Origin of the sequence: Pseudoxanthomonas mexicana, from assembly GCF_010093385.1 — a bacterium.
Taxonomy (GTDB): domain Bacteria; phylum Pseudomonadota; class Gammaproteobacteria; order Xanthomonadales; family Xanthomonadaceae; genus Pseudoxanthomonas_A; species Pseudoxanthomonas_A mexicana.
In genome coordinates, this window is the sequence record NZ_PDWV01000052.1 from 1 (window position 1) to 23,857 (window position 23,857).

Genomic DNA, 23,857 nt, shown 5'->3' on the forward strand with positions numbered 1-23,857 from the left:
TTGCCCACCCCCATTCGAGTGAGCGTCGGCCCGCCCTGATGGGGGTACTCGCACTGCAAGGAGGCACGCACCATGGCACCCGCCTGCCCGTCCCCGGCCATCCCCCTGTCGCGGCAGGCGCCTCCCGTCATCGTCGCCCGAGGACACCGCCGTGGATGCTCCCCCGTCCCTGTTCCTGCGCGAGACCGTCGCGCCGCCCTTCCCCTTCATTCCCACCACCACCTCCGGGTCGGCACGCCTCGACCGCCATGAAGTCCAGGCCAGCGCCCGCGGCCTGAGTCCGCGGGCGCTGGGGCGTGCGCTGGATTACATCGAGCGCCACATCGGCGACACGATCACCCTGGCCGACATCGCCAGCGCCGCGTGCATCAGCCGTTTCCACTTCGCCCGCCTGTTCCGCGTCAGCACGGGGCGCAGCCCCATGGAGTTCGTGCTGGCCAAACGCATCGCGCTGGCGCAGGAACAGTTGGCCCGCGGCCCGCAGAAGATTTCGGCGACGGCGGCATCGCTGGGCTTCTTCGACCAGAGCCATTTCACCCGCACCTTCCGTCGGATGACGGGCTATTCGCCGCGCGAGTTCTGCCACCTGCACGCGCCGGTAACCCGCTCCGCGTAACCCTGCCCGTCCGCCGCGTGCGGCACGTCCCCTCTCCCGTTGGAGTCCTGCCATGGCCAAGGTCCTGATCCTCTACTACTCCGCCTACGGGCATATCGAAACCATGGCCCACGCCGTGGCCGAGGGCGTGCGCGCCGGTGGCGCGAGCGTCGACATCAAGCGCGTACCGGAACTGGTGCCGGAGGACGTGGCGAGGAAGTCGCACTACAAGCTCGACCAGCCCGCACCCGTGGCGACCATCGCCGAGCTCGCCGACTACGACGCCATCATCGTCGGCACCGGCACCCGCTTCGGGCGGATGGCGTCGCAGATGGCCAACTTCCTGGACCAGGCCGGCGGCCTGTGGGCCAAGGGCGCCCTGCACGGCAAGGTCGGCGCCGCGTTCACCTCCACTGCCACACAGCATGGCGGCCAGGAAACCACGCTGTTCTCCATCATCACCAACCTGCTGCATTTCGGCATGGTGATCGTGGGGCTGGACTACGGCTTCGCCGGACAGATGAAACTGGACGAAGTCACCGGCGGCTCGCCCTACGGCGCGACCACCATCGCCGGTGGCGACGGATCGCGCCAGCCGACCCAGAACGAACTGGACGCCGCGCGCTACCAGGGCCGGCGGGTGGCCGAGACCGCGATCAAGCTGCACGGCTGACGCGCGCATCAGCGCGCACGCCGGTGCAATCCACGTGCGCGCATGTCCGCGACAGTGGCGAGATTCTTCCTTCACGCCAGGAGCCCGACATGCCCACCGCCTCTCCCGCCGCCGGCAAGACCCTGCTCACGCCGGCCGACCACACCCTGGTCCTGATCGACCATCAGTCGCAGATGGCCTTCGCCACGCATTCGATCGATGTGGCCATGCTGCGCAACAACGTCGCGCTGGTGGCCAAGGGCGCCGCCGGGTTCGGCGTCTCGACCTTGCTGACGACCGTGGCGGAGAAATCCTTCTCCGGCCCGCTGTTCCCGGAAATCCCCGAAGCGTTCCCGAACGCGGACGTACTCGACCGTACCACCATGAACTGCTGGGAAGATGCGGCCGTGGTCGCCGCGGTGAATGCGTCCGGCAAGAGCCGGATCGTGCTCGGCGGCCTGTGGACCAGCGTTTGCATCGTCGGGCCGGCACTGTCGGCGCTGGACCAGGGTTTCGAGGTGTACGTGATCGCCGACGCCTGCGGCGATGTCACCGACGAAGCGCACGAACGCGCGATGCAGCGCATGATCCAGGCCGGCGTCCGGCCGCTGACCAGCGTGCAGTACCTGCTGGAGCTTCAGCGCGACTGGGCACGCAGCGCGACGTACGACCTCACGACCGGCATCGCCAAGCTGCACGGCGGCGGCTACGGCCTGGGCATCCAGTACGCCAAGAGCATGTTCGGCGCGTCCGAGGGCGGGCACTGACGGCACGCACGATGGTCGCCCACACCGCTTCCGTCGCGCATGCAGGCACGACATCGGCTGGGTTGCTGGTGCTGCGTCTCGCCGCCGGCGGCTTCCTGCTGCCGCATGGCCTGGGCAAGTTGCTGGGCTGGTTCGGCGGGCCTGGTATCGCGGGTTTCGCGGCCGAACTCCAGCACTTCGGCCTGCCTTCTGCGCCACCGTTGCCGCTGTTGCTCGCCGCGCTGCAGACCGCCCTCGGCCTGATGGTGGCCGTCGGTGCGTTCACGCGCATTGCGGCCCTGGGTTCGGCGGCCTTCCTTGGCGTCACCGTGGCGCTGAACCTCTCGCACGGCTGGTTCTGGATGCACGGCGGCATCGAGTACCCGCTGCTGTGGTTGCTGGCGCACCTGAGCGTCGCCCTGACCGGGCCCGGAAGCTTGTCCATGGACGCGACACGCCAGGGAATGGCGCATGGCCGTTGACGATACGCGCCGCCACCTGCTGAAAAGCGTGGCGGCGGCCGCCACGCTCGCGGCGCTGCCCCGTGATGCCCGCCCCGGAGATTCCCGCATGGCCGACCTGATCCTGCGCAATGCGCGCATCACCAAGCTCGACACGGCGCTGCCCTCCGCCGGCGCGATCGCCTTCGCCGATGGCCGCGTGCTGGCGGTCGGCGACGAGGCCCAGGTGATGGCGCATGCCAACGAAGACACACGCGTCATCGATGCCGGCGGGCGCCGTCTGGTGCCCGGTCTCAACGACAGCCACACCCACCTGATCCGCGGCGGCCTGAACTACAACCTGGAACTGCGCTGGGCCGGCGTGCGCTCGCTCGCCGACGCGATGGCGATGCTGAGGGCGCAGGTCGCCGTCACGCCGGCGCCCCAGTGGGTGCGCGTGGTCGGCGGCTTCAGCGAATCGCAGTTCGCCGAAAAACGTCTGCCCACGTTGGATGAGTTGAACGCCGCGGCACCCGACACGCCGGTCTTCATCCTGCACCTGTACGACCGCGCCCTGCTCAATCGCGCCGCCTTGCGCGCGGTGGGCTACCCCCAGGACACGCCGAACCCGCCGGGCGGCGAGATCCAGCGCGACCGGGCCGGCAATCCCACCGGCCTGCTGCTGGCCAAACCCAACGCCCTGATCCTGTACGCCACGCTGGCGATGGGACCGAAGCTGCCGGCCGAGTACCAGCTCAACTCCACGCGGCACTTCATGCGCGAGCTCAACCATCTGGGCATCACCTCGGTGATCGATGCCGGCGGCGGCTTCCAGAACTATCCCGAGGACTACCGGATCATCGAGCAGCTGCACGCCGACGGGCAGCTGACGGTGCGCATCGCCTACAACCTTTTCACCCAGAAGAAGGGCGAGGAGCTGACCGACTTCCAGCGCTGGTCGAAGATGGTGCGGCCCGGCCAGGGCGACGACCTGCTGCGCCACAACGGCGCGGGCGAGATGCTGGTGTTCTCGGCGGCGGACTTCGAAGACTTCCGCGAGCCACGCCCCGACCTGCCGGCAACGCTGGAAGGCGAGCTGGCGAACGTGGTGCGCTTCCTCGCCGAACAGCGCTGGCCGTTCCGCATCCATGCCACCTACGACGAGAGCATCACCCGCGTGCTCGACGTCTACGAACAGGTGAACCGCGAAGTGCCGTTCGACGGCCTGCACTGGATCGTCGATCACGCGGAAACCATCTCGCCGCGCAACATCGATCGCGTGCGCGCGCTCGGCGGCGGCATCGCCATCCAGCACCGCATGGCCTACCAGGGCGAATTCTTCGCCGCACGCTACGGCAAGGACGCGCTGCGCCATACGCCGCCCGTCCGGCGGATGCTGCAGGCCGGCGTACCGGTCGGCGCCGGCACCGATGCCACCCGCGTGGCCAGCTACAACCCGTGGGTGGCGCTGTACTGGCTGGTCAGCGGGCGCACGCTGGGCGGACTGCAGATGTACGGCGACGACAACCGGCTGGAGCGCGAGGAAGCGCTGCAGCTGTGGACGCACGGCAGGGCGTGGTTCTCCACCGAGCAGGAACGCAAGGGGCGGCTGGCGCCGGGACAGTTCGCCGATTGCGCGCTGCTGTCGGCCGACTACTTCACGGTGGCCGAGGACGACATCCCTGATATCACCAGCGTGCTGACGGTGGTCGGTGGCCGCATCGTGCACGGCACGGGACCGTTCGCGCCGCACGCGCCCGCGTTGCCGGCGCCGATGCCGGACTGGTCACCGGTCAACCGCTTCGGCGGCTACCAGGGCGGCACGCTGGCGCAGGCCCGCGCGGCCTTGGCGCAGGCGCACGGCTCCGCATGCCGCGTGCATGCGCACGACCACGTGGGCCACCGCCATGCGGCGCACCACGCCGTGCCCACGCGCGACCTGCAGGCGTTCTGGGGCGCGCTCGGCTGCGCGTGCTTCGCGTTCTGAGCATGTCCGCGCCTGCGACTCACGGCCCATGGTCCCCGCTGGGGCAACCCACGTTCCGCGCGCTCTGGCTGGCCATCCTGGTCGGCAACATCGGCACGTGGATCCACGACGTCGCCGCCGCCTGGGTCATGGCCGAGACGACGAACTCGCCGCTGATGGTCGCGGCGGTGCAGTCGGCGGCCCCGTTTCCGGTGGTCCTGCTGGCGATCATCGCGGGCACGCTGGCCGACATCGTGGACCGGCGCCGCTTCCTGATCCTGGCGCAGCTGTGGATGCTGCTGGTCGCCAGCACGCTCGCCGTGCTTGCCCATCTGGACCGGCTGGGCCCATGGACACTGGTAACGCTGACATTCGCGCTGGGCATCGGCGCAGCGATGGCGATGCCGGCGCAGCAGGCCACCACGCCGGAACTGGTGCCCAAGCCGATGCTCGGCCCCGCGGTGGCGCTGGGCTCGCTCAGCATGAACATCGCGCGCGCGATCGGACCGGCGCTGGGCGGCCTGATCGTGGCCCAGGCCGGCATCGCCTGGGCGTTCGCCGTCAACGCGCTGACCTTCCTCGGCGTGGCCGTGGTGCTGTGGTGCTGGCGCCGCGTTCCCGTCGCCACCGCACTGCCGCCGGAAACCTTCGGCGTGGCGCTTCGAGCCGGCCTGCGCTATGCCATGCAGGCCAGCGTGCTGCAGGCGGTGCTGGTGAAGGCCGCGGGATTCTTCACCTTCGCCAGCGCCCTCACGGCCCTGCTGCCCATCGTGGTGAAGCAGGACCTGCAGGCCAGCGCGGGGACCTACGGCCTGCTGCTGGGCTGCATCGGTGCGGGCGCGATCGCCGGGGCGATGGTGCTGCCGGGCCTGCGCACCCGCCTGGATCCCGACCGCCTGGTGCTGGTGGCGACGCTCGCCTACGCAGGGTGCACGCTGGGCGTCGCGCTGCTGCGCTGGATCCACCTGCTGTATGCGGTCGCGCTGCTGGCCGGCTTCGCGTGGATCGCCGTGCTGTCCTCGCTGCAGATCGCCGCGCAGACTGCCGTGCCGGCCTGGGTGCGGGCGCGTGCGCTTTCGCTGTACATCGTGGTGTTCTCCGCCGGCATGGCCGCCGGCAGCCGGGGCGGGGGCGCGGCGGCACAGGCCTTCGGAACGCCTGCCGCGCTCGCCGCCGCGGCGGTCGGGACCGCCTTGGCCGCGCTGTTCGGCCTGCGGTTCCGGCTGGGCGAGGCGGCGCGGGTGAACGTCACGCCATCGGGGCACTGGCCGCAACCGATCGTCAGTCCCGAGCTGGAGGACGAGCGCGGCCCGGTGCTGGTGACGGTCGAATACCGCATCGACCCCGCACGGCGCACGACCTTCCTGCAGCGCGTGCAACCGCTCGGACGCGCGCGCCGCCGCAACGGCGCGCTGCAATGGGGCGTGGCCGAGGACAGCACGCAACCCGGCGTCTATCTGGAGTACTTCGTCGATGCTTCGTGGCGCGAACACCTGCGCCAGCACGAACGCGTGACGGAGGACGAGCGAGCCATCCAGGACGCCTTGCTGGAGACGCTGGCCGACCCCGCGCAGCGCCCCCTGGTACGGCATTTCATCGGCGGCGCGCCGGGCGTGGCCCCGCCCTCCGCTGCTCCCGCCCAAGGAGGCCTTGCTTGAACGGAAAATTCATCGCCGGCCTGCTGCTCGGCTTCGCCATCGGTTTCGGCTGCCGTGCGTTCGGCGTACCGGTGCCGGCACCGCCGGTACTGGTCGGCGCGTTGCTGGTCGTGGCGATGACCAGCGGCTACATGCTGGCCGACGGCGCGCTGGTCCGGCGCGCAGCGCGGCATCGACGCGACTGCGGCGGACCGACCGGCCACGGCGTGTGGAGCGACAGGCCATGATCACCGCACTGGTGGGCATCATGCTCGCCCTCGCCATCGGCATCGCCTGCCGCTGGCTCGACATCCCGGTGCCCGCACCTCCGCGTCTGCAGGGCGCGTTGCTGGTGGTGGCGATGACGGCGGGGTTCCTGGCCGCAGACCGGTTGCTGGGCTGATAACGGCCCAGAACGGAAAGGGCGCGACCGGCGCGCCCTTCCCTTCGCCGCATGGCGACGCTTACTGCATCGTCGGCAGGTCGAACACCAGGATCTCGGCGCCGATGCCACGCTCGATGCTGACCAGCGGCTCGTCGCGATACAGCAGCGCGTCGCCGGCCTTCAGGGCCTGTCCGTTGACGGTCGCTTCGCCACGCGCGATGTGCACGTAGCCGAGCCGGCCATCCGCCAGGCGCAGTTCCGCCTTCTCGCTGCCATCGAACAGGCCCGCGTACATGCGGGCATCCTGGTGGATGCTGACCGAGCCGTCGGCACCGTCGGGACTGACGACCAGGCGCAGGCGGCCCTGCTTGTCGGTGGCGGGGAACGACTTCTCTTCATACGAGGGCTTCACGCCCTGGCGATCGGGGATGATCCAGATCTGCAGGAAATGCGTGGTGCCGGTTTCGCTGTAGTTGAACTCCGAGTGCTGCACGCCGGTGCCGGCGCTCATGCGCTGCACGTCGCCGGGCACGATGCTGGAGCTGTTGCCCATCGAATCCTTGTGGCCCAGTGCGCCCTCCAGCACGTAGCTGATGATCTCCATGTCGCGGTGGCCATGCTCGCCGAAGCCGCGGCCGGCGGCCACACGATCCTCGTTGATGACGCGCAGCGGCCCCCAGTGGACGTGCTTGTCGTCGAAGTAGTTCGCAAAGGAGAAGCTGTGCCAGGAATCCAGCCAGCCATGGTTGGCGTGGCCGCGCTCATGGGCAGGACGGAGGGTGATCATGGCGGAACTCCTTGGAGGTTGGGTGTGGTGCACAGCATGAATATCGACATTTATGGAATAAACAACAATAATATTTATTCATTGTTCTATTTGTGAATATAAACCAATCCGAGCCTCCGCGCGGCAAGCGTAGCGGCAGGCTCGCACACGATCCCGGACATGCGTGCGCCGCCTACGCCCACCGCAGGCTGCGACACGGCGTCGCAGCGCCGGCACGCAGGCACCGATCAGACGGATATTCGATGCGCCATCGCCTGCCGCGTGCATTAAACTTGCGCGGTTTCCGTTAGAGCCGCGTCTTCATGCCCTTCGTCGTCACCGAAAACTGCATCAAGTGCAAGTACACCGACTGCGTGGAGGTCTGCCCGGTGGACTGTTTCCACGAAGGTCCGAACTTCCTGGTGATCGACCCGGACGAATGCATCGACTGCACGTTGTGCGAACCCGAATGCCCCATCAACGCCATCTATCCCGAGGACGACGTGCCTGCGGGCCAGGAAGGCTATGTGGCATTGAACGCGGAACTGTCGCGCGCATGGCCCGTGATCACCACCCGCAAGGATCCGTTGCCCGACGCGAAAGAATGGGAAGGCAAGCCGGGCAAGCTGCCGCTGCTCGAACGCTGAGGCAGCGAAGGCTGCAAAAGAAAAGGGCGCCCTCGGCGCCCTTTCTGTTTCCCGCAAGGGCAGCGATCAGCCGCCCATCTTCGCCTTCAACGCCGCCAGCAGCTTGGTCGGCGCCGCGCCGGTGGCCGGCAGGCCGCGCGGATCGACTGCGGACACATAGGCACCGGCATCGACCGCACTCACGCGCACCAGGAAGCTGACGCCCTCGTAGCTGACGTCGTACGTGCCCAGCAGCTGCGCGCGGCTGGCGATGGCCACGCCCTCGATACCGGCCAGCGCCTCACCCACGCGGGTGAACGCTTCATCGCGGCTACCGCTGACGGTAAAGCCGCCCGCCACATTCGTCGCGGCGCCCGCGGACGACGCGGCCGGACCCACGTTCGGCACCTGCATCGCGCCGCTGGTGTTGGGCAGGTTGAGATCCGGCGGCACTTCCAGCGGGCGCGCTTCCGGCGCCAGCGCGTAATCGCCCTTGGCGCCCTTCTTGAACCATGAGCAGCCGGCGACGGACACGACCAGCAGCACCAGGGCCAGCGGACGCACGAGGGAAGACGAATGACGCATGGAGTTCTCCTGGGTTCAGGCCGCGAGATCGTCGCGGCTGGATTGTGCTTCGAGCGCCTGTACCAGCGTGGCGAGGCGGTCGGCGGTAGCGGTATGGGGGGCGGACAGCGGAAGCAGCGGCAGGCGCAGGCCCTGGCCGAAGCCCGCCCGCTGCAGCAGCGCCTTTACCGGGATGGGATTGGACTCCACCCCGAGGAAGCCGTAGATCTCCTGCAGCTGCGCATCGAGCGCGGCCACGGCGTCGGCCCGGCCTGCGCGGGCCAGATCGCAAAGCCGGCGGAAGGTGCGCGGCAGGGCATTGGAGCCCACCGAAATCAGGCCATCGGCGCCGGCCAGCATCGCGCGGCCTGCCGTCGGGTCGTCGCCGCTGAGAATGGCGAACCCATCACGTCGCAACGCGAGCAGCGCCGCCATGCGCTCGGGCTCGGCACGCGCTTCCTTGATGCCGACGATGCCGGGGTGGTCCACGAGCTCCGCCACGGTTTCGGGCAGCAGGTCGCAGCCGGTCCGGCCGGGCACGTTGTAGAGCACCACCGGCAGGCCGCCCTGGTCGGCGACGGCGCGGTAATGCGCCAGCAGGCCTGCCTGGGTCGGACGTACATAGGGAGGCGTCACCACCAGCGCGAACTGCGCACCGCCCGCCTCGGCGCGCCGGGTGGCGGCGATGGTCCTGGCGGTGTTCATCCGGCCGGTACCGGCGAGCACCGGGATGCGCCCACGCACCTCCTCCACCGCGATGCGCAGCAGGGTGTCGTATTCCTCGTCGGACAGGGCCGCGGCCTCGCCGGTGGAGCCCGCCACCACCACGCCCTGCGTGCCGCCGTCGATCTGCTGCTGGAGCAGTGCGCGCCAGGCTTGCAGATCGAGTTCGCCCGACGCCAGGAACGGCGTGGCCAGTGCGGTGATGCTGCCGGAAAGGTGCAAGGTCAGGCTCTCGGTGGGGATCCGGCGCCCCGGCGGCGCGCACAGGCGCCATCATCCCGGACCGCCTTCGATGTCCGCCGCATGTTACTTGCGGGCTCAAAGGGCGGGCAAGTATGCTGCCTGCGTCGTCGGGTCGCTGCCCGGCCGCCATTCAGCCTCACCGCAACGCCGGAAGCTCCTTTGACCGATTCCACGCCCCGGCCTTCGCCGACCGAAAACCACCTGCTGATCACCGCCTACACGACGCATCCGGAATCGCCGCTCCTGTCGGTGACGCGCCGGATCGCCGACAGCGGCTGCAATCTGGTGGACGCCCGGCTGGCCACCGTGGGCCGCGACGTGTCCGTCACGGCGCTGGCCACGGGTTCCTGGGACGCCGTCGCCAAGCTGGAGGCCATGCTGTCGCGCCTGGAGCGCGACGAGGGCCTGAAGCTAGTGTTCTACCGCACCGGGCCGAAGGTGGTGCAGTCCAACCTGCTGCCGTACATCGTGGAAGTGGTGGCGGCCGACAAGCCGGGCATCCTGTTCCAGCTGGCCGACTTCTTCGACCGCCAGGGCATCACCATCGAGAACCTGCAGAGCACGCGCTACCGCGCCATGCAGACGGGTGCGGAGATGTTCTCGGCACAGGTCACCATTGGGGTGCCGGCCAACATGCACATCGCCGCGCTGCGCGACGATTTCCTCGAGTTCTGCGACCACCTGAACCTGGACGCGATCATGGATCCGATGAAGTTCTGAAAGGGGACGCGCGTGGAATACGTATTGTTCTTCGTGGCACTGGCGGTCATCATCGGCCAGCAGAACCAGATCAAGGCGCTGGACAAGCGCGTGGCGGCACTGGAAGGCAGGCACTAGGTACCCGCGAGATTCGATGAGCGCAACCACCGCACTGAGCAAGGCCGTCCTCAAACTGCCGCTGGCGCTGTCCGGCGGCGACACCGCCACCCTCGCCGACTACGCCGACGCCTGGCTGGTGCTGTACTTCTACCCGAAGGACAGCACGCCGGGCTGCACCACCGAGGGCCTGGACTTCAACGCGCTGCTGCCGAAGTTCAAGAAGCTCAACGCCACGGTGCTCGGCGTCTCGCGCGACTCGGTGAAGTCGCACGACAACTTCTGCGCGAAGCAGGGTTTCAAATTTCCGCTGGTGAGCGACGCCGACGAAGCGCTGTGCAAGGCCTTCGATGTGATCCACGAAAAGAACATGTACGGCCGCAAGGTGCTGGGCGTGGTGCGCAGCACCTTCCTGATCTCGCCCGACGGCCGCATCGCGCAGGCATGGCGCGGCGTGAAGGTTCCCGGCCACGCCCAGGCCGTGCTGGACGCCCTGAAGGCCCACCAGGCCCAGTGACCGAATCCCCTTCCCCTTCACCCACCATCCCGCGCCGCGGCGGGTCATGGTGGTTCGCTGCTGTCCGCGGAAAAGTCGCCCGTGTTCACACATCTTCCTCGATGAGGTTGCCCGAATGACCCGTAGCAAGCGTATCTATGTGTTGGACACCAACGTGCTGATGCACGACCCCACCGCGCTGTTCAAGTTCGAGGAACACGATGTCTACCTGCCGATGCAGGTGATCGAGGAACTGGACAACGGCAAGAAGGGCACCTCGGAAGCGAGCCGCAACGCGCGGCAGGTCAGCCGCTTCCTCAACGAACTGGTCCAGGCATCGGGACTGGACAACCTGGCCGCCGGCATCCCGCTGGTGCAGCCCAACGGCCTGCAGCTGCGCGGCTCGCAGAGCGCGGGGCTGCTGCGCTTCCAGACCAGCCACTTCGAGGCCGGCAAGAGCTTCGGCGCGGTGATCCCCGACAATGCCATCCTCGGTGCGATCCTGGCGCTGAAGGAGCAGGAGCCGGAAATTCCGGTGGTGTTCGTCTCCAAGGACATCAACCTGCGCATCAAGGCGGCCATCGCCGGCATCGTGTCGGAAGACTACGAGAACGACCGCGCGCTGGACGATTTCAGCCTGCTGTACACCGGGGCGACCGCCCTGCCGGCGGACTTCTGGCAGCGCCACGGCAAGGACCTGCGGTCGTGGACCGACAAGGGCCGCACGTACTACGAGGTGACGATGGCCGAAGACGCCGGCTGGTATCCCAACCAGTACCTCTACCTGCCGGGCGACGACGAATCCGAGTTCCGCGTGGCGCGGGTGGAGGGCGACAAGGCCACCCTGCAGATCGTGGACGACTTCCGCCACAGCCAGCACGCGGTGTGGGGCATCAATGCGCGCAACCGCGAACAGAATTTCGCGCTCAACGCGCTGATGGACCCGGAAGTCGACTTCGTCACCCTGCTCGGCACCGCCGGCACCGGCAAGACCCTGCTCGCGCTGGCGGCCGGCCTGGCGCAGACGATGGACCAGCAGCGCTACCGCGAGATCATCATGACCCGCGCCACCGTCAGCGTGGGCGAGGACATCGGCTTCCTGCCCGGCACGGAAGAGGAAAAGATGACCCCGTGGATGGGCGCGCTGACCGACAACCTGGAAGTGCTGACGCACAACCAGGAGGGCGGCGCCTGGGGGCGCGCGGCGACCAACGACCTGCTCGCCTCGCGCATCAAGATCCGTTCGATGAACTTCATGCGCGGGCGCACGTTCCTGAGCCGCTACCTGATCCTGGACGAAGCGCAGAACCTCACCCCCAAGCAGATGAAGACGCTGATCACGCGCGCGGGTCCGGGCACCAAGATCGTCTGCCTGGGCAACGTGGAGCAGATCGACACGCCCTACCTGACGGAGACGACATCCGGCCTGACCTACGCGGTGGACCGCTTCAAGAACTGGGCGCACAGCGCGCACATCACGCTGCGGCGTGGCGAGCGCTCGCGCCTGGCGGACTACGCGTCGGAAGTGCTGTAAGCGGACGCGATCGCCGACGTCATGGGCCTTCACCTCCCCCGCTGGGTCTGGATCGGTGCCGTCGCGCTGGCCTGCGTGGCAGGCATGGTCAACGTCATCGGCTACCTGGGTTTCGAACACCAGGCGGTCAGCCACCTGACCGGCACCACCAGCCTGCTCGGGGCCGCGCTCGCGCAGGGCGACCTGCGCGCGATCGTGCACCTGTGGGGCATGCTGATCGCCTTCTGCGTGGGCGCGATGCTGAGCGGGCTGGTGATCCAGGACCAGACGCTGAAACTGGGGCGCCGCTACGGGGTGGCGCTGGCGCTGGAGGCGGCGCTGCTGCTGCTCGCGATTCCCCTGTTCAAGCAGCAGCAGATCTGGGGCGCGCTGCTGGCCGCGATGGCCTGCGGACTGCAGAACGCGATGGTCACCACCTACAGCGGCGCGGCGGTACGCACCACGCACCTCAGCGGGATGTTCACCGACCTGGGCATCGGCCTGGGACACCTGCTGCGTGGCATGCCATTGCCGATGCGCCGGCTGACGCTCAGCGGCCTGATCATCAGCGGCTTCCTGGGCGGTGGCGTACTGGGGACGTGGTTCTATCGCCACTGGGGTTACGACGCGCTGCTCGCGCCGGCACTGCTGACGGGAAGCACCGGCATCGGGTACGTGCTGTACCGGCAATGGGTGCAGGCCGGACAGTCGCCGCCCTGACGCGCAGGCCGGCGCGCGGATGGCACAATCCACGCATGACTTCGCCTTCCGTGGTTTCCGCCCTGACCATCGCCGGCTCCGATTCCGGCGGCGGCGCCGGCATCCAGGCCGACCTCAAGACCTTCGCCGCGCACCGCGTGCACGGGCTGTCCGCCATCGCCGCCCTCACGGCGCAGCACCCGCGCGGCGTGACCGCGGTGAACGTGCCACCGATGGATTTCCTGCGCGCGCAGCTGGACGCCTGCTTCGACGATTTCGACATCCGCGCGGTGAAGCTGGGCATGCTGGCCACGGCCGAGGTGATCGGCGTGGTGGCCGACGCCTTGCACACGCACCGCCCTGCCGCCGTCATTGTCGATCCGGTGATGGTCGCCACCAGCGGCGCCAAACTGCTGGAAGACAGCGCCCTGCAGGCGATGCGCATGCAGCTGCTGCCGCTGGCGCACGTGGTGACGCCCAACCTTCCCGAGGCTGAGCTGCTTTTGGGCCGTGCCATCGCCGACGCGACCGCCATGCGCCAGGCCGCACGCGATCTGCTGGCACTGGGTGCGCGGGCGGTCTTCCTCAAGGGCGGACACCTGCCCGGCGATGCCGATGTGGTGGACCTGTACTGCGATGAGGATGGCCTCGCCGAGACATCGCATCCGCGCCTCCCGCTGGAGGCGCATGGCACCGGCTGCACGCTCGCATCGGCCATCGCCGCGCGCCGCGCGCAGGGCATGCCGATGAAGGACGCGTGCCTGGCCGCGTCGGATTACGTGCACGCCGCATTGCGTGGCGGCTACCGGCCCGGACGCAGCGACATCCTGGTCCTCGACCACGTCGGAGCCGCGCCGCGCGCATGAACGTCACCGAACGGCAGGTCGTGCAGGAAGACATCGCCCTGCGGGCACAGGACGGCCATGCCTGCACGCTGATCGCCTGCATCCCCGCCGAGGCCTCCTCCGCCCTGCTGTGGATCCCGGCGCTGGGCGTCGCGGCGCGCCACTATCTGCCTTTCGCGGCGTTGCTCGCCGGGCGAGGCATGGCGGTGTTCGTGCACGAATGGCGCGGCAATGGCAGCAGCTCGCTGCGCGCCGGACGGCGCAACGACTGGGGTTACCACGAATTGCTGGGCACGGACCTGCCCCTCAGCCACGCGGCGCTGCAGGCCTGGCTGCCGGACATTCCGCACCGCATCGGTGGCCACAGCCTGGGCGGACAACTGGCCGCCTGCCACCTGGGCCAGCATCCCGATGCCTTCGCCGGGCTCTGGCTGGTCGGCAGCGGCACGCCCTACTGGCGCACGTTTCCCACGCCACGCGGCTACGCATTGCCGTTCTTCTACCGGTTCGCGCCCTGGCTGGCGCGCGCCTGCGGTGCCTTGCCGGGACGACGGCTGGGCTTCGGCGGCGATGAAGCACGCAGTCTCATCGCCGACTGGGCACGCGTGGGGCTCAGCGGCCGGTATCGCGCCGCCGGCTGGCCGGTCGATCTGGAAGCGGGGCTGCGCCGGGTCCGCACGCCGATCGACGGGGTGCTGTTCGACGACGACTGGCTTGCGCCGGAAAGTTCGTTGCGCGCCCTGATGGCGAAGATGCCCGACGCACCGGCCCGCGTCCACACGTTGCATCACGCCGCCCTGGGCACGCGCGCGGACCACTTCGCGTGGATGAAGCAACCGCAGGCCGTCGTCGACGCGCTGCTGTCCTGAGCCGGCTCAACACCCCACGACGATGCAGTCGCGTCCGCGCGCCTTGGCCCGATACAGCGCGGCGTCGGCGCTGTTGACCCAGTCCGACACCGAGGCGATGCCCGGATGGCATTCGGACAGGCCGATGCTGACCGTGCAACGCAGGCCGCGTGTGGAGAAGGCGAAGGCCGCGACCTGCCGGCGCAGCCGTTCCGCCGCCACGATGGCTTCTTCCCAACGCGTGTCGGGCATGACCACCCCGAACTCGTCGCCGCCATAGCGCCCGGGCGTATCCACGTCGCGCAGGCAGGCCTTCAGCAGGCGCGCGAACTCCTCGACCACCTCGTCGCCGATCGTGTGGCCGTAGCCATCGTTGATGTCCTTGAATCGGTCGATGTCGATCAGCACCAGTACGCCGGCGCGCCCCGATCGCTGGAAACGCTTCAGTTCGTGGGTGGCCGCATGCAGCCACTGCTGCCGGTTCATCAGGCCGGTGGCCGCGTCGAAGCGCGCCATCTTTTCCAGCAGCGTCTTCTGCTTGCGTGCCCTGCGTGCCAGCGCGTGGGTGGCCACGCCGATCGCCATGGGGTACACCGCCAGGAACGGCAGGCAGGCCAGCACCACCGGGTAGCTGGTGCGGGGATCGAACGCGACCCCCCAGGCGGCGCTCGCGGCCAGGCAGGTGGCCGCCATCGCACCCAGCGTCCGGCGGGCGAAGCGAGCGCCGCCGATGATCACCTTGTCCATCGTCAGCATGACCGCCAGCAGCACGCTGGGCAGCGCATCGAACTGCATCGCCGCGATCCAGAAGCCGCCCATCGCGGCGTCGAAGGTCAGGTTCTGGTACTCCGCCTGCAGCGGATCGTCGCGGCGCGCCCTGACACGCAGATAGGCCAGGTGCGGCCATGCGAATCCGTTCGCCGCCAGCAGACCCCACAGCGCGGGGGACGCGCCGTGCTCGTAAAGGACCGCCGCCACGCAGATCGCCCCCAGACCCAGCCCCAGCGCACGCATGAGGTACATGCGCAGGCCGTAGCGCACGCGGTTCTGTTCCGCCAGGTGGAGCGCAGCATCCAGGGGCAAAGCGGATCCGGGCGGCAAGGGATGGCGCGATTCTCGGCCAATCGCGTTCCCGCCGCCAGCCCGCGGCATGCGGTCGCGGCGCGTGCGGGCAGGGGCCCGTCTGCGCCGATGGGGCGATCACGCCACGGGATAGCCCTGCGGGTTCTGCGACTGCCAGCGCCAGGCATCGCGGCACATCGCCTCGACGCCCAGTTCGGCACGCCATCCCAGCGTCCGCTGGGCCAGCGAGGGGTCGGCGTACACCTCGGCCACGTCGCCCGGGCGCCGCGCGACAACCTGATAGGGGATCCTGCGCGCCGCCGCCTGCGCGAACGCCTCCACTAGCTGCAGCACGCTGACGCCCTGCCCCGTGCCCAGGTTGACGGTGAGGCTGCGGCGTTCGCGCACCAGGAAGTCCAGCGCATCGGCATGCGCGCGCGCCAGGTCCATCACGTGGATGTAATCGCGCACGCCGGTGCCGTCGACGGTGGGCCAGTCGCCGCCGAACACGCTCAGCCGGTCGCGCCGCCCCACCGCCACCTGGCAGATGTACGGCATCAGGTTGTTGGGGATGCCGGTGGGGTCCTCGCCGATCAGGCCGGACGCGTGCGCGCCCACCGGGTTGAAATAGCGCAGGTTGGCGGCATGGAATCCGGCATCGCTGCGGCACAGGTCGCCGATCAGCTCTTCCATCACCAGCTTCGTGCGCCCATAGGGATTGGTCACCTGCAGGCGCGCATCCTCGCGCACAGGGACGTGGTCGGGATCGCCGTAGACGGTGGCCGACGAGCTGAACACCAGCCGGTCGACGCCGGCCTCGCGCATGCCATGCAGCAGGTTCAGCGTGCCGCCGATGTTGTTGTGGAAGTAGTCCAGCGGACGTTCGCACGACTCGCCCACCGATTTCAGCGCCGCGAAGTGCACCACGGCATCGAAGGCCTGATGGGCGAAGAATCCCGTCACCGCATCCCGGTCCCGCAGGTCCAGCGGCTGGAACGGCACCAGACGCCCGGTGATCTGCCGCAGGCGGGCCAGCACGCCCGGCGAACTGTTGCTGAAGTTGTCGGCCACCACGACATCGTGGCCGCGCTCCACGAGCACCACGTAGGTATGCGCGCCTATGTAACCGGCGCCGCCGCACAGCAGGATCCGCATCTCGACTCCCCCGGTCGCAGGTCGTCCCGCCATCCGGGCGGGCGATCATCCGCTGTTACGCAGGTCGTGGCGATATCAGGCCAATGCGTGCTCCTTGTCCTGAGGCGCATGCTTTGCACGTTGATCGGCTCGATGCCAGGCCGGGAGCGGGAACGCCCGTGCCCTGCCTGCGTATAGACTCTTCGGCACGCGACATACAGGGGAACCCCACATCGATGAACGCTCCATTGCCCACCCTGGACCAGGCCAGGATCGCCGTGATCGGACTGGGGTACGTCGGGCTGCCGCTGGCGGTCGCGTTCGGCCGCAAGTTCCCCACGCTCGGCTTCGACATCAACGCCACGCGCGTGTCCGAGCTGCGCGAACACCGGGACCACACACTGGAAGTCTCCGCCGATGAGCTGCGCGACACGCCGCTGCTGGACTTCAGCGACGACCCCGCGGCGCTGGCCGGCTGCAACGTCTTCATCGTCACCGTGCCCACGCCCATCGACGACTACAAGCGCCCGGACCTGCGCCCGCTGGAGTCGGCCAGCCGCACGGTCGGCCGCGCCATCGGCAAGGGCGGCGTGGCGATCTTCGAATCGACCGTGTACCCCGGCGCAACCGAAGAAGCCTGCGTGCCGATCATCGAGCGCGAATCCGGCCTGCGCTTCAACCAGGATTTCTACGCCGGCTACAGCCCGGAACGGATCAATCCGGGGGACAAGCAGCACCGTCTGGAAACCATCATGAAGGTCACCTCCGGCTCCACGCCGGAGGTCGCCGATTTCGTGGACGCCCTGTACGGCAGCATCATCCCCGCCGGCCCGCACAAGGCCAGCAGCATCCGCGTGGCCGAAGCGGCCAAGGTCATCGAAAACACCCAGCGCGACGTCAACATCGCCCTGATCAACGAACTGGCGCTGATCTTCCACCGCCTCGGCATCGATACCCACGAGGTGCTGGAAGCCGCGGGCACCAAGTGGAACTTCCTGCCCTTCCGCCCGGGTCTAGTGGGCGGCCACTGCATCGGCGTGGACCCGTACTACCTGACCCACAAGGCGCAGCAGATCGGCTACCACCCCGACGTGATCCTGGCCGGGCGCCGCATCAATGACGGCATGGGCAGCCACGTGGCGCGCCGCGTGGCCAAGCTGATGGCACGCCGCAACCTGCCTACCGCGGGCGCGAAGGTGCTGGTGCTGGGGCTGGCCTTCAAGGAGAACTGCCCCGACGTGCGCAATACGCGCGTGGTCGACATCGTGGCCGAGCTGCGCAGCTACAACGCGCAGGTCGACGTGCACGATCCATGGGTCAGCGCCGACGAGGCGAAACACGAGTACGGACTGGATCTGGTGGCGGAACCCCAGGCGGGCCAGTACGATGCGGTCATCCTCGCGGTGGCGCACCGGCAGTTCAGCGAACGCGGCGCCGACGGCATCCGCGGGTTCGGCAAGCCGGGCGCGGTGGTCTTCGACGTGAAGCGCACCCTGCCCCGACACGCGGTCGACGACTGCTTGTAATCCCCTCTTCCCCAGGAGTACCTGATGCGCGTACTGGTCACCGGCGCCGCCGGCTTCATCGGCTCCCACCTGAGCGAGCGCCTGCTCGCACGGGGCGATGAAGTGCTGGGCTACGACAACCTGAACGCGTACTACGACCCCGCGCTGAAGGAGGCCCGACTCGCCCGGCTGATGCCGCAGGACGGTTTCAGCTTCGTGCGCGCCTCGCTGGAGGACCGCGCGGCGCTGGAGGCCGCGTTCGACGACTTCAAGCCGCAGCGCGTGGTCAACCTGGCCGCACAGGCCGGCGTGCGCTACTCCCTGGAGAATCCACACGCCTACATCGACAGCAACATCGTCGGTTTCCTCAACATCCTGGAAGCGTGTCGGCACCGCGGCATCGAGCACCTGGTCTACGCCTCGTCCAGTTCGGTCTACGGCGCCAACCGCAAGCTGCCGTTCGCGGTGGAAGACAGCGTGGACCATCCGGTCAGCCTGTACGCCGCCAGCAAGAAGGCCAACGAGCTGATGGCGCACACGTACAGCCACCTGTTCGGCCTGCCCACCACCGGGCTGCGCTTCTTCACCGTGTACGGCCCGTGGGGCCGGCCGGACATGGCGCTGTTCCTGTTCACGAAGAAGATCCTCGCGGGCGAGCCCATCGACGTGTTCAACCACGGCCACCACACCCGCGACTTCACTTATGTCGACGATATCGTCGAGGGCGTGATCCGCACCCTGGACCGCGTACCGGGCCCCGACCCCGCCTACGATCCGCTGGCGCCCACGCCGGCCAGTTCGCTGGCGCCCTACCGCGTGTACAACATCGGCAACCACCAGCCCGTGCAGCTGTTGCGCTACATCGAGGTGCTGGAGGACTGCCTGGGCCGCAAGGCGGAAAGGCGCCTGTTGCCGATGCAGCCCGGCGCCGTCCCTGATACCGAGGCCGACGTCGAAGCCCGGCGCCGCGACACCGGGTACTCGCCCGCCACGCCCATCGAAACCGGGGTGCGCCGCTTCGTGGAGTGGTACCGCGCGTTCTACGACGTCTGACGCGCCGCCCCGGATGCCCCGCGGGCATACCGGGATGGCCGGATTCCGCCGCTGCCGTCGTTGTTACCGGCATCGAGCAACTCCAGGGGATCCTCCGATGAAACGCGCCTTTGCCGGCCTAGCCGTCACCGTCCTGTCCCTGCTGCTGGCCGCATGCGCCACGTCGTCCGGCAGCGAAGCACCGCCACCGGCTACCACCACGCTGGGTACCGACGCGTACCACATCGGCGTGGACGACATCGTGCAGGTGTCGGTGTGGCGCAATCCGGAGCTCGGCATCACCGTGCCGGTCCGCCCCGACGGCATGATCTCCGTGCCGCTGGTGGGCGATGTGGCCGCAGGCGGCCGCACCCCGAGCGAGGTCGCCAAGGACATCCAGGAGCGACTGGCCACCTACGTGCGCGACCCGCAGGTGGCGGTCATCCTGACCGACCTGCGCAGCCATGAATACCTGTCCCGCGTGCGCGTCACCGGGGCCGTGCGCCAACCGGTCTCGCTGCCGTACCGTCCCGGCATGACGGTACTGGATGCCGTGCTGGCCGCCGGCGGCATCACCGAGTTCGCCGCTGCCGACCGCTCCGACCTGCACCGCAAGAGCGCCGAGCAGACGCAGACCTACGCGGTGCGGCTGGACCGCATCCTCAACCGCGGCGACCTGAGCACCAACTACACCGTGTCGCCCGGCGACGTCATCACGGTCCCCGAGCGTACCTTCTGATGAGCCAGAGCAACCTTCCCGCGCGGCGCGGCTATTCCGCGCCGGCGGCACCTTCCGCTGCGCTTTCTCCCAACGACCTGGTGCCCATCCTGATCCGCGAGGCGCGTCGCCATCGGGTCGCGCTGGTCGGCATCTTCGCCGCCGTGGCACTGCTGACCCTGGTGGTGGGCCTGCTGGTGCTGCCAAAGAACTACACCGCCTCCACCACGATCCTGGCGCAGGAGAGCGACATCATCCAGCCCCTGCTGGAAGGCCGCGCCGTGGCGACCGGCGTCGTCGACCGCGCCGGCATCGCGCGCCAGGTGATCTACAGCCGCAGGGTGCTGGAAGACGCGCTGAAGACCGGCGGCTGGCTGGACGACAAGCCCAGCGCCGTCGAGCAGGACCGCCTGATGGAACAGATCAAGGGTCGCATCGCGATCACCAGCCCGCGCCCCAACCTGATCCAGATCACCTACCGCGACAGCGATGCCAAGCGCACCTACCAGGTGACGGAGCGCCTGAGCGAGATGTTCATCAAGGAAAGCCTGGCGGCGAAGGAACGCGAAAGCCGCGAGGCCTACGAGTTCATCAACAAGCAGGTGCAGGACTACCACGCCAAGCTGCTGGAAGCCGAAGAGCGCCTGCGCCAGTACCGTTCGGACAATACCGACGCCCAGCCCGGCAGCGCCACCGACGCCAACACGCGCATCAGCTCGCTGCGCACGACGGTGGAACAGACCCGCATGGCGCTGCTGGAGCAGCGTTCGCGCGAGAACGCGATCGCCTCGCAGCTGTCCGGCGAGTCGGCGGTGACCGCGGTGCAGACGCGCGAGAGCCTGTATCGCGCGCAGTTGCTCGAGCTGCAGGGCCAGCTGGACCGCCTGCTGCTGAACTACACCGAGCAGCATCCGGACGTGGTGCGCGTGCGCCACCAGATGGCCGACCTGCAGCAGGCCATGGCCAACGAGCAGACCCGCCGCGCCGCCGCGCCGCAGGGAGCCAGTCCGTTCGACGAGGCGCAGATGAACCCGCTCTACCAGGAACTGCGCAGCCAACAGGCGCAGACCCGGCGCGAAGTGGCGGCAACCGCCTCGCGCATGGCGATAGCGGAGTCGATGCTCAATGAAGAATTGAACCGCAGCCGTCGCATCGCCGATTCGGAAAGCGCCCTGGCCGAGCTGACCCGCGACTACGAAGTCAACCGCGACATCTACCAGGACCTGTTGCGCCGGCGCGAGAATGCCCGCGTTTCCATGCAGCTGGACCGCGAGGAGCGTGGCCTGACCCTGCGCGTGCAGGATCCCGCCACCATGCCGTTGCGCCCGACGGGCCTGCGCTTCATGCACTTCGCCATCGGCGGTCTGCTGATGGCGGTGGGCATCCCGCTGGGCCTGCTGTTCCTGCGCGCCCGCTTCGATCCGCGCATCCGCTCGGCCCAGCAGCTGCAGCGCATCACCGAGCGCCCCCTCCTCACTGTGGTGCCGACCTACCATTCGCCGCGCGACCGCCGACAGGAACTCAGCCGCAATGCGATGAGTTTCGGCATCCTGACGCTGGTCATCCTCGCGTACGGGCTGGCGTTCGGCCTCAAGCAGCTTGCTGCCTGAGGCCGCCGCCATGACCTCCTATGCCACCCTGGAAAAGCCCGTGACCCCGGACAACGAACGACTGCATGGTGTTCCCCATCGCACCGACACTTCGCGCTCGCTGGCGTTGATGGACGAACCCACCGCTTTGACGCCGCGCGAACTGGAAGAACGGCGCGTCATCCATCGCAACGACTCCGTCCGCGAGCAGGCCGATGCGTTCCGCGAACTGCGTACCCGCCTGCTGGCGCTGGGAGGCGAGCGCAATTTCGTCACCCTGGTGGCGCCGGTCAGCAACGGCTGCGGTGGCAGCTTCGTGGCCCGCAACCTGGCCACGGCGTTCGCTTTCGACGATGCCAAGAGTGCTCTGCTGGTCGACTGCGATGCCCTGCATCCCTCGCAGCACACCGCCCTGGGCGTGGACGCCAGCCACGGCGGCCTGATGGACTACCTGGGCGACAGCGACGCCGACCTGGGCCGCATCATCTACCGCACCGGCGTGCCGCGCCTGCGGCTGATTCCCAGTGGCCGCCAGCGCGAGACCACGGGCGAAGCCTTCAGTGCGTTCCGCATGCGCGCGATGGTCGACTCGCTGCGCAGCCGCTACCCGGATCGCTACCTGATCCTGGACAGTCCCTCGGTGCTGGGCTCGCCGGACGCGCGCATCCTGTCCGAGCTGGCCGACCTGGTGGTGCTGGTGGCCGGTTACGGCAAGGTCACGCCCGAGAAGCTGGAGAAGGCCGTCGGCAGTTTTCCTGCCGACAAGGTGGCCGGCGTGGTGTTCAACGAAATCCCGTAAGGCGGCCAAGGAGCAGCGGCATGCGCACCCATCCACTACGCCTCTCCCTCATCGCCGCCGCGGTCCTGGCCACGCTGCCGGGCCACGCGCTCGCCGCCCGGGTGGACTACACCGTGGACCTGGGCATGGAGCGGAACAGCAACGTGACCATGGCGCCGGTCGATCCGATCGAGCAGCGCTACCTGCGTGCCGGCGTCGGCTTCAGCATCACCGAGAACATCTCCGCGCTGCAGCTGAACCTCGATGGCCGCGCGGAGTACCGCGACTACGAGGACGACATCTTCGCCGACACCGTCGACGGCACGTTGTCCGGCCGCCTCAACTGGGTGGCCATCCCGGAGCGCCTGTTCTTCCTGGTGGAAGACAACCTGACGGTGCAGCCGGTCGATTCGCTGGTCCCGGACGGTCCCGGCAACCGCCAGCAGGTGAACGTGTTCTCCGCCGGCCCCACGCTGCTGTTCAACTGGACGCCCTCGCTGCACGGCCAGGCGGAGCTGCGCTACGTGCTCAGCGATGCGGAGGTCACGGACGAATTCAACTCCCAGCGCCTGGCCGGCGCGATCCGCACGATCAAGGAACTGTCGCCGACCAGCCGAGTGTCGCTCAACCTGCAGGCGCAGCGCGTCGATTTCGACGACGACATCGTGGCGCGCGACTACAACCGCTACGACCTCTACGGACGCTACGTGCGCACGCTGGCGAACTTCGAGCTGGGCGCCGACCTGGGCTATTCGCGCATCGACTATCGCCAGGGCGAGTCGCGCTCCGAACCCCTGATGCGCGCGGATGCCGAATGGAACCTGTCGCCGCGCTCGCAGCTGAACATCGCCCTGTCCAGCCAGTTCTCGGACACCGCGACCGACGCCCTGACCGGGATCCAGTCCGAAGCCACGATTCCCGAGAACGTGCTGACCGGCGACGCGGTGGTCAACGCGTCGCCCTACGAGGTGCGCGGCATCGACCTGGGCTACCGCTTTACCGGAACCCGCCTGAACCTGTCCGTCGCGCCGTACGCGCAGAAGCGCGACTATGTGGACTCGGACGAGTTCGACCAGAAGACCCGCGGCGCGCGCTTCGACCTGCACTGGCTGGTGCGGCGCTCGCTGACGCTGGGCACCTACGCCACGTGGGAACGGCTGGACTACACCCAACTCGGCCGCGAGGACGAAACCTCGCGCGTGGGCGCGAGCCTGGCCTACCACTGGGCGCCACGCTGGACCGCACGCCTGCACGCGGAGCGCTACAAGCGCGACAGCACCGACGCGGGCCAGGACGTTTCGCAGAACATCGTCTATCTGAGCGTCGCCTATTCCAACCGCTGAGGGGTCCGGCATGCGCGCCAAACCTTCCACCCTGCGGACGCATGGCATTCCCAGTGCGGTCCTGCTCGTCCTGGCCCTGCTCGCGGCAGCCATCGGGCACTGCGGATCCGCCGACGCCCCCGAAACGATCTCCCCC

The 23,857-nt window shown here is 68.7% G+C and carries 26 protein-coding genes; 21 read left to right on the plus strand and 5 right to left on the minus strand.

Annotation, left to right across the window (positions count from 1 at the left end):
- Positions 1-151 precede the first annotated feature (151 nt).
- The 8 genes from CSC76_RS15510 (at position 152) to CSC76_RS15545 (ending at position 6,439) form a co-directional block, all read left to right on the plus strand.
- Positions 152-616, plus strand: a complete 465-nt coding sequence (locus tag CSC76_RS15510) for a helix-turn-helix transcriptional regulator (RefSeq protein ID WP_162110880.1) — start codon at positions 152-154, stop codon at positions 614-616.
- Between the two features lie 52 nt (positions 617-668).
- Positions 669-1,268, plus strand: a complete 600-nt coding sequence (gene wrbA, locus CSC76_RS15515; protein ID WP_162110881.1) for an NAD(P)H:quinone oxidoreductase — start codon at positions 669-671, stop codon at positions 1,266-1,268.
- An 89-nt stretch (positions 1,269-1,357) separates the two neighbouring features.
- Positions 1,358-2,014 (plus strand): hydrolase, encoded by a 657-nt coding sequence (locus tag CSC76_RS15520; RefSeq protein ID WP_162110882.1) that lies wholly within the window; start codon positions 1,358-1,360, stop codon positions 2,012-2,014.
- A gap of 11 nt (positions 2,015-2,025) precedes the next feature.
- Positions 2,026-2,475: a DoxX family protein gene (locus CSC76_RS15525; RefSeq protein ID WP_162110883.1), complete on the plus strand. Its 450-nt coding sequence runs from the start codon at positions 2,026-2,028 to the stop codon at positions 2,473-2,475.
- Between the two features lie 88 nt (positions 2,476-2,563).
- On the plus strand, positions 2,564-4,420 hold the full coding sequence (locus CSC76_RS15530) for an amidohydrolase (RefSeq protein WP_202923546.1): 1,857 nt from the start codon (positions 2,564-2,566) through the stop codon (positions 4,418-4,420).
- Between the two features lie 2 nt (positions 4,421-4,422).
- Positions 4,423-6,057, plus strand: a complete 1,635-nt coding sequence (locus CSC76_RS15535; protein WP_162110885.1) for an MFS transporter — start codon at positions 4,423-4,425, stop codon at positions 6,055-6,057.
- Positions 6,054-6,284: a XapX domain-containing protein gene (locus CSC76_RS15540; protein WP_162110886.1), complete on the plus strand. Its 231-nt coding sequence runs from the start codon at positions 6,054-6,056 to the stop codon at positions 6,282-6,284. Before CSC76_RS15535 ends, CSC76_RS15540 begins: the two co-directional genes overlap by 4 nt.
- Positions 6,281-6,439 carry a DUF1427 family protein gene (locus CSC76_RS15545; protein ID WP_162110887.1) on the plus strand — a complete coding sequence of 53 codons (159 nt, stop codon included), beginning with the start codon at positions 6,281-6,283 and terminating at the stop codon, positions 6,437-6,439. The genes CSC76_RS15540 and CSC76_RS15545 overlap by 4 nt, the downstream gene beginning before the upstream one ends.
- Before the next feature lie 61 nt (positions 6,440-6,500).
- Here CSC76_RS15545 and CSC76_RS15550 read toward each other — a convergent pair whose 3' ends face one another.
- A complete protein-coding gene (locus CSC76_RS15550) occupies positions 6,501-7,208 on the minus strand; it encodes a pirin family protein (protein WP_162110888.1) in 708 nt (235 codons plus the stop codon).
- A gap of 302 nt (positions 7,209-7,510) precedes the next feature.
- Between CSC76_RS15550 and fdxA the strand changes: the two genes are divergently transcribed.
- Positions 7,511-7,834 carry a ferredoxin FdxA gene (fdxA, locus tag CSC76_RS15555; RefSeq protein WP_162110889.1) on the plus strand — a complete coding sequence of 108 codons (324 nt, stop codon included), beginning with the start codon at positions 7,511-7,513 and terminating at the stop codon, positions 7,832-7,834.
- Positions 7,835-7,900: 66 nt separating this feature from the next.
- On the opposite strand, the gene CSC76_RS15560 is transcribed toward fdxA, so the two are convergent.
- The gene (locus CSC76_RS15560) at positions 7,901-8,398 is read right to left on the minus strand and encodes a hypothetical protein (protein ID WP_162110890.1); all 498 of its coding nucleotides are present in this window, start codon (positions 8,396-8,398) and stop codon (positions 7,901-7,903) included.
- Between the two features lie 15 nt (positions 8,399-8,413).
- Positions 8,414-9,322, minus strand: coding sequence for a 4-hydroxy-tetrahydrodipicolinate synthase (gene dapA, locus CSC76_RS15565; protein ID WP_162110891.1), 909 nt, complete (start codon positions 9,320-9,322; stop codon positions 8,414-8,416).
- A 180-nt stretch (positions 9,323-9,502) separates the two neighbouring features.
- On the opposite strand from dapA, the gene CSC76_RS15570 reads away from it, so the two are divergent.
- The 6 genes from CSC76_RS15570 (at position 9,503) to CSC76_RS15595 (ending at position 14,581) form a co-directional block, all read left to right on the plus strand.
- Positions 9,503-10,063 (plus strand): glycine cleavage system transcriptional repressor, encoded by a 561-nt coding sequence (locus CSC76_RS15570; protein ID WP_056881142.1) that lies wholly within the window; start codon positions 9,503-9,505, stop codon positions 10,061-10,063.
- Between the two features lie 133 nt (positions 10,064-10,196).
- On the plus strand, positions 10,197-10,676 hold the full coding sequence (locus CSC76_RS15575; protein ID WP_162110892.1) for a peroxiredoxin: 480 nt from the start codon (positions 10,197-10,199) through the stop codon (positions 10,674-10,676).
- Positions 10,677-10,791: 115 nt separating this feature from the next.
- Complete coding sequence (locus CSC76_RS15580) at positions 10,792-12,189, plus strand: PhoH family protein (RefSeq protein WP_162110893.1); 1,398 nt, start codon at positions 10,792-10,794, stop codon at positions 12,187-12,189.
- 21 nt (positions 12,190-12,210) lie between these two features.
- A complete protein-coding gene (locus CSC76_RS15585) occupies positions 12,211-12,888 on the plus strand; it encodes a YoaK family protein (protein ID WP_162110894.1) in 678 nt (225 codons plus the stop codon).
- A gap of 35 nt (positions 12,889-12,923) precedes the next feature.
- Positions 12,924-13,733: a bifunctional hydroxymethylpyrimidine kinase/phosphomethylpyrimidine kinase gene (gene thiD / locus CSC76_RS15590; RefSeq protein WP_162110895.1), complete on the plus strand. Its 810-nt coding sequence runs from the start codon at positions 12,924-12,926 to the stop codon at positions 13,731-13,733.
- Positions 13,730-14,581, plus strand: a complete 852-nt coding sequence (locus tag CSC76_RS15595; protein ID WP_162110896.1) for an alpha/beta hydrolase family protein — start codon at positions 13,730-13,732, stop codon at positions 14,579-14,581. Before thiD ends, CSC76_RS15595 begins: the two co-directional genes overlap by 4 nt.
- A 6-nt stretch (positions 14,582-14,587) precedes the next feature.
- Here CSC76_RS15595 and CSC76_RS15600 read toward each other — a convergent pair whose 3' ends face one another.
- Complete coding sequence (locus CSC76_RS15600; protein WP_162110897.1) at positions 14,588-15,643, minus strand: diguanylate cyclase; 1,056 nt, start codon at positions 15,641-15,643, stop codon at positions 14,588-14,590.
- Between the two features lie 117 nt (positions 15,644-15,760).
- Positions 15,761-16,777: a UDP-glucose 4-epimerase GalE gene (gene galE / locus CSC76_RS15605; protein ID WP_162110898.1), complete on the minus strand. Its 1,017-nt coding sequence runs from the start codon at positions 16,775-16,777 to the stop codon at positions 15,761-15,763.
- A 215-nt stretch (positions 16,778-16,992) separates the two neighbouring features.
- On the opposite strand from galE, the gene CSC76_RS15610 reads away from it, so the two are divergent.
- From CSC76_RS15610 to CSC76_RS15635, 6 genes are all read left to right on the plus strand, one after another.
- Positions 16,993-18,282: a nucleotide sugar dehydrogenase gene (locus CSC76_RS15610; RefSeq protein WP_274382102.1), complete on the plus strand. Its 1,290-nt coding sequence runs from the start codon at positions 16,993-16,995 to the stop codon at positions 18,280-18,282.
- Positions 18,283-18,306: 24 nt separating this feature from the next.
- The gene (locus CSC76_RS15615; protein WP_162110899.1) at positions 18,307-19,314 is read left to right on the plus strand and encodes an NAD-dependent epimerase; all 1,008 of its coding nucleotides are present in this window, start codon (positions 18,307-18,309) and stop codon (positions 19,312-19,314) included.
- Positions 19,315-19,411: 97 nt separating this feature from the next.
- Positions 19,412-20,032 (plus strand): XrtA/PEP-CTERM system exopolysaccharide export protein, encoded by a 621-nt coding sequence (locus tag CSC76_RS15620; RefSeq protein ID WP_162110900.1) that lies wholly within the window; start codon positions 19,412-19,414, stop codon positions 20,030-20,032.
- The gene (locus CSC76_RS15625) at positions 20,032-21,621 is read left to right on the plus strand and encodes an XrtA system polysaccharide chain length determinant (protein WP_162110901.1); all 1,590 of its coding nucleotides are present in this window, start codon (positions 20,032-20,034) and stop codon (positions 21,619-21,621) included. The genes CSC76_RS15620 and CSC76_RS15625 overlap by 1 nt, the downstream gene beginning before the upstream one ends.
- A gap of 10 nt (positions 21,622-21,631) precedes the next feature.
- Positions 21,632-22,399 (plus strand): P-loop NTPase family protein, encoded by a 768-nt coding sequence (locus CSC76_RS15630; RefSeq protein ID WP_162110902.1) that lies wholly within the window; start codon positions 21,632-21,634, stop codon positions 22,397-22,399.
- Positions 22,400-22,419: 20 nt separating this feature from the next.
- Positions 22,420-23,721 carry an outer membrane beta-barrel protein gene (locus CSC76_RS15635; RefSeq protein ID WP_162110903.1) on the plus strand — a complete coding sequence of 434 codons (1,302 nt, stop codon included), beginning with the start codon at positions 22,420-22,422 and terminating at the stop codon, positions 23,719-23,721.
- The last annotated feature ends 136 nt before the right edge of the window (positions 23,722-23,857 follow it).

What these genes read in the sequence shown, in the direction of transcription:
- CSC76_RS15520 (WP_162110882.1), top strand. Translation starts at nt 1,358, where the DNA reads ATGCCCACCGCCTCTCCCGCCGCCGGCAAGACCCTGCTCACGCCGGCC.
- CSC76_RS15575 (WP_162110892.1), top strand. Translation starts at nt 10,197, where the DNA reads ATGAGCGCAACCACCGCACTGAGCAAGGCCGTCCTCAAACTGCCGCTG.
- wrbA (WP_162110881.1), top strand. Translation starts at nt 669, where the DNA reads ATGGCCAAGGTCCTGATCCTCTACTACTCCGCCTACGGGCATATCGAA.
- CSC76_RS15550 (WP_162110888.1), bottom strand. Translation starts at nt 7,208, where the DNA reads ATGATCACCCTCCGTCCTGCCCATGAGCGCGGCCACGCCAACCATGGC.
- CSC76_RS15545 (WP_162110887.1), top strand. Translation starts at nt 6,281, where the DNA reads ATGATCACCGCACTGGTGGGCATCATGCTCGCCCTCGCCATCGGCATC.
- CSC76_RS15595 (WP_162110896.1), top strand. Translation starts at nt 13,730, where the DNA reads ATGAACGTCACCGAACGGCAGGTCGTGCAGGAAGACATCGCCCTGCGG.
- CSC76_RS15530 (WP_202923546.1), top strand. Translation starts at nt 2,564, where the DNA reads ATGGCCGACCTGATCCTGCGCAATGCGCGCATCACCAAGCTCGACACG.
- CSC76_RS15585 (WP_162110894.1), top strand. Translation starts at nt 12,211, where the DNA reads ATGGGCCTTCACCTCCCCCGCTGGGTCTGGATCGGTGCCGTCGCGCTG.
- CSC76_RS15625 (WP_162110901.1), top strand. Translation starts at nt 20,032, where the DNA reads ATGAGCCAGAGCAACCTTCCCGCGCGGCGCGGCTATTCCGCGCCGGCG.
- CSC76_RS15535 (WP_162110885.1), top strand. Translation starts at nt 4,423, where the DNA reads ATGTCCGCGCCTGCGACTCACGGCCCATGGTCCCCGCTGGGGCAACCC.
- CSC76_RS15630 (WP_162110902.1), top strand. Translation starts at nt 21,632, where the DNA reads ATGACCTCCTATGCCACCCTGGAAAAGCCCGTGACCCCGGACAACGAA.
- CSC76_RS15615 (WP_162110899.1), top strand. Translation starts at nt 18,307, where the DNA reads ATGCGCGTACTGGTCACCGGCGCCGCCGGCTTCATCGGCTCCCACCTG.
- thiD (WP_162110895.1), top strand. Translation starts at nt 12,924, where the DNA reads ATGACTTCGCCTTCCGTGGTTTCCGCCCTGACCATCGCCGGCTCCGAT.
- fdxA (WP_162110889.1), top strand. Translation starts at nt 7,511, where the DNA reads ATGCCCTTCGTCGTCACCGAAAACTGCATCAAGTGCAAGTACACCGAC.
- CSC76_RS15525 (WP_162110883.1), top strand. Translation starts at nt 2,026, where the DNA reads ATGGTCGCCCACACCGCTTCCGTCGCGCATGCAGGCACGACATCGGCT.
- CSC76_RS15580 (WP_162110893.1), top strand. Translation starts at nt 10,792, where the DNA reads ATGACCCGTAGCAAGCGTATCTATGTGTTGGACACCAACGTGCTGATG.
- galE (WP_162110898.1), bottom strand. Translation starts at nt 16,777, where the DNA reads ATGCGGATCCTGCTGTGCGGCGGCGCCGGTTACATAGGCGCGCATACC.
- CSC76_RS15560 (WP_162110890.1), bottom strand. Translation starts at nt 8,398, where the DNA reads ATGCGTCATTCGTCTTCCCTCGTGCGTCCGCTGGCCCTGGTGCTGCTG.
- CSC76_RS15620 (WP_162110900.1), top strand. Translation starts at nt 19,412, where the DNA reads ATGAAACGCGCCTTTGCCGGCCTAGCCGTCACCGTCCTGTCCCTGCTG.
- CSC76_RS15610 (WP_274382102.1), top strand. Translation starts at nt 16,993, where the DNA reads ATGAACGCTCCATTGCCCACCCTGGACCAGGCCAGGATCGCCGTGATC.
- CSC76_RS15635 (WP_162110903.1), top strand. Translation starts at nt 22,420, where the DNA reads ATGCGCACCCATCCACTACGCCTCTCCCTCATCGCCGCCGCGGTCCTG.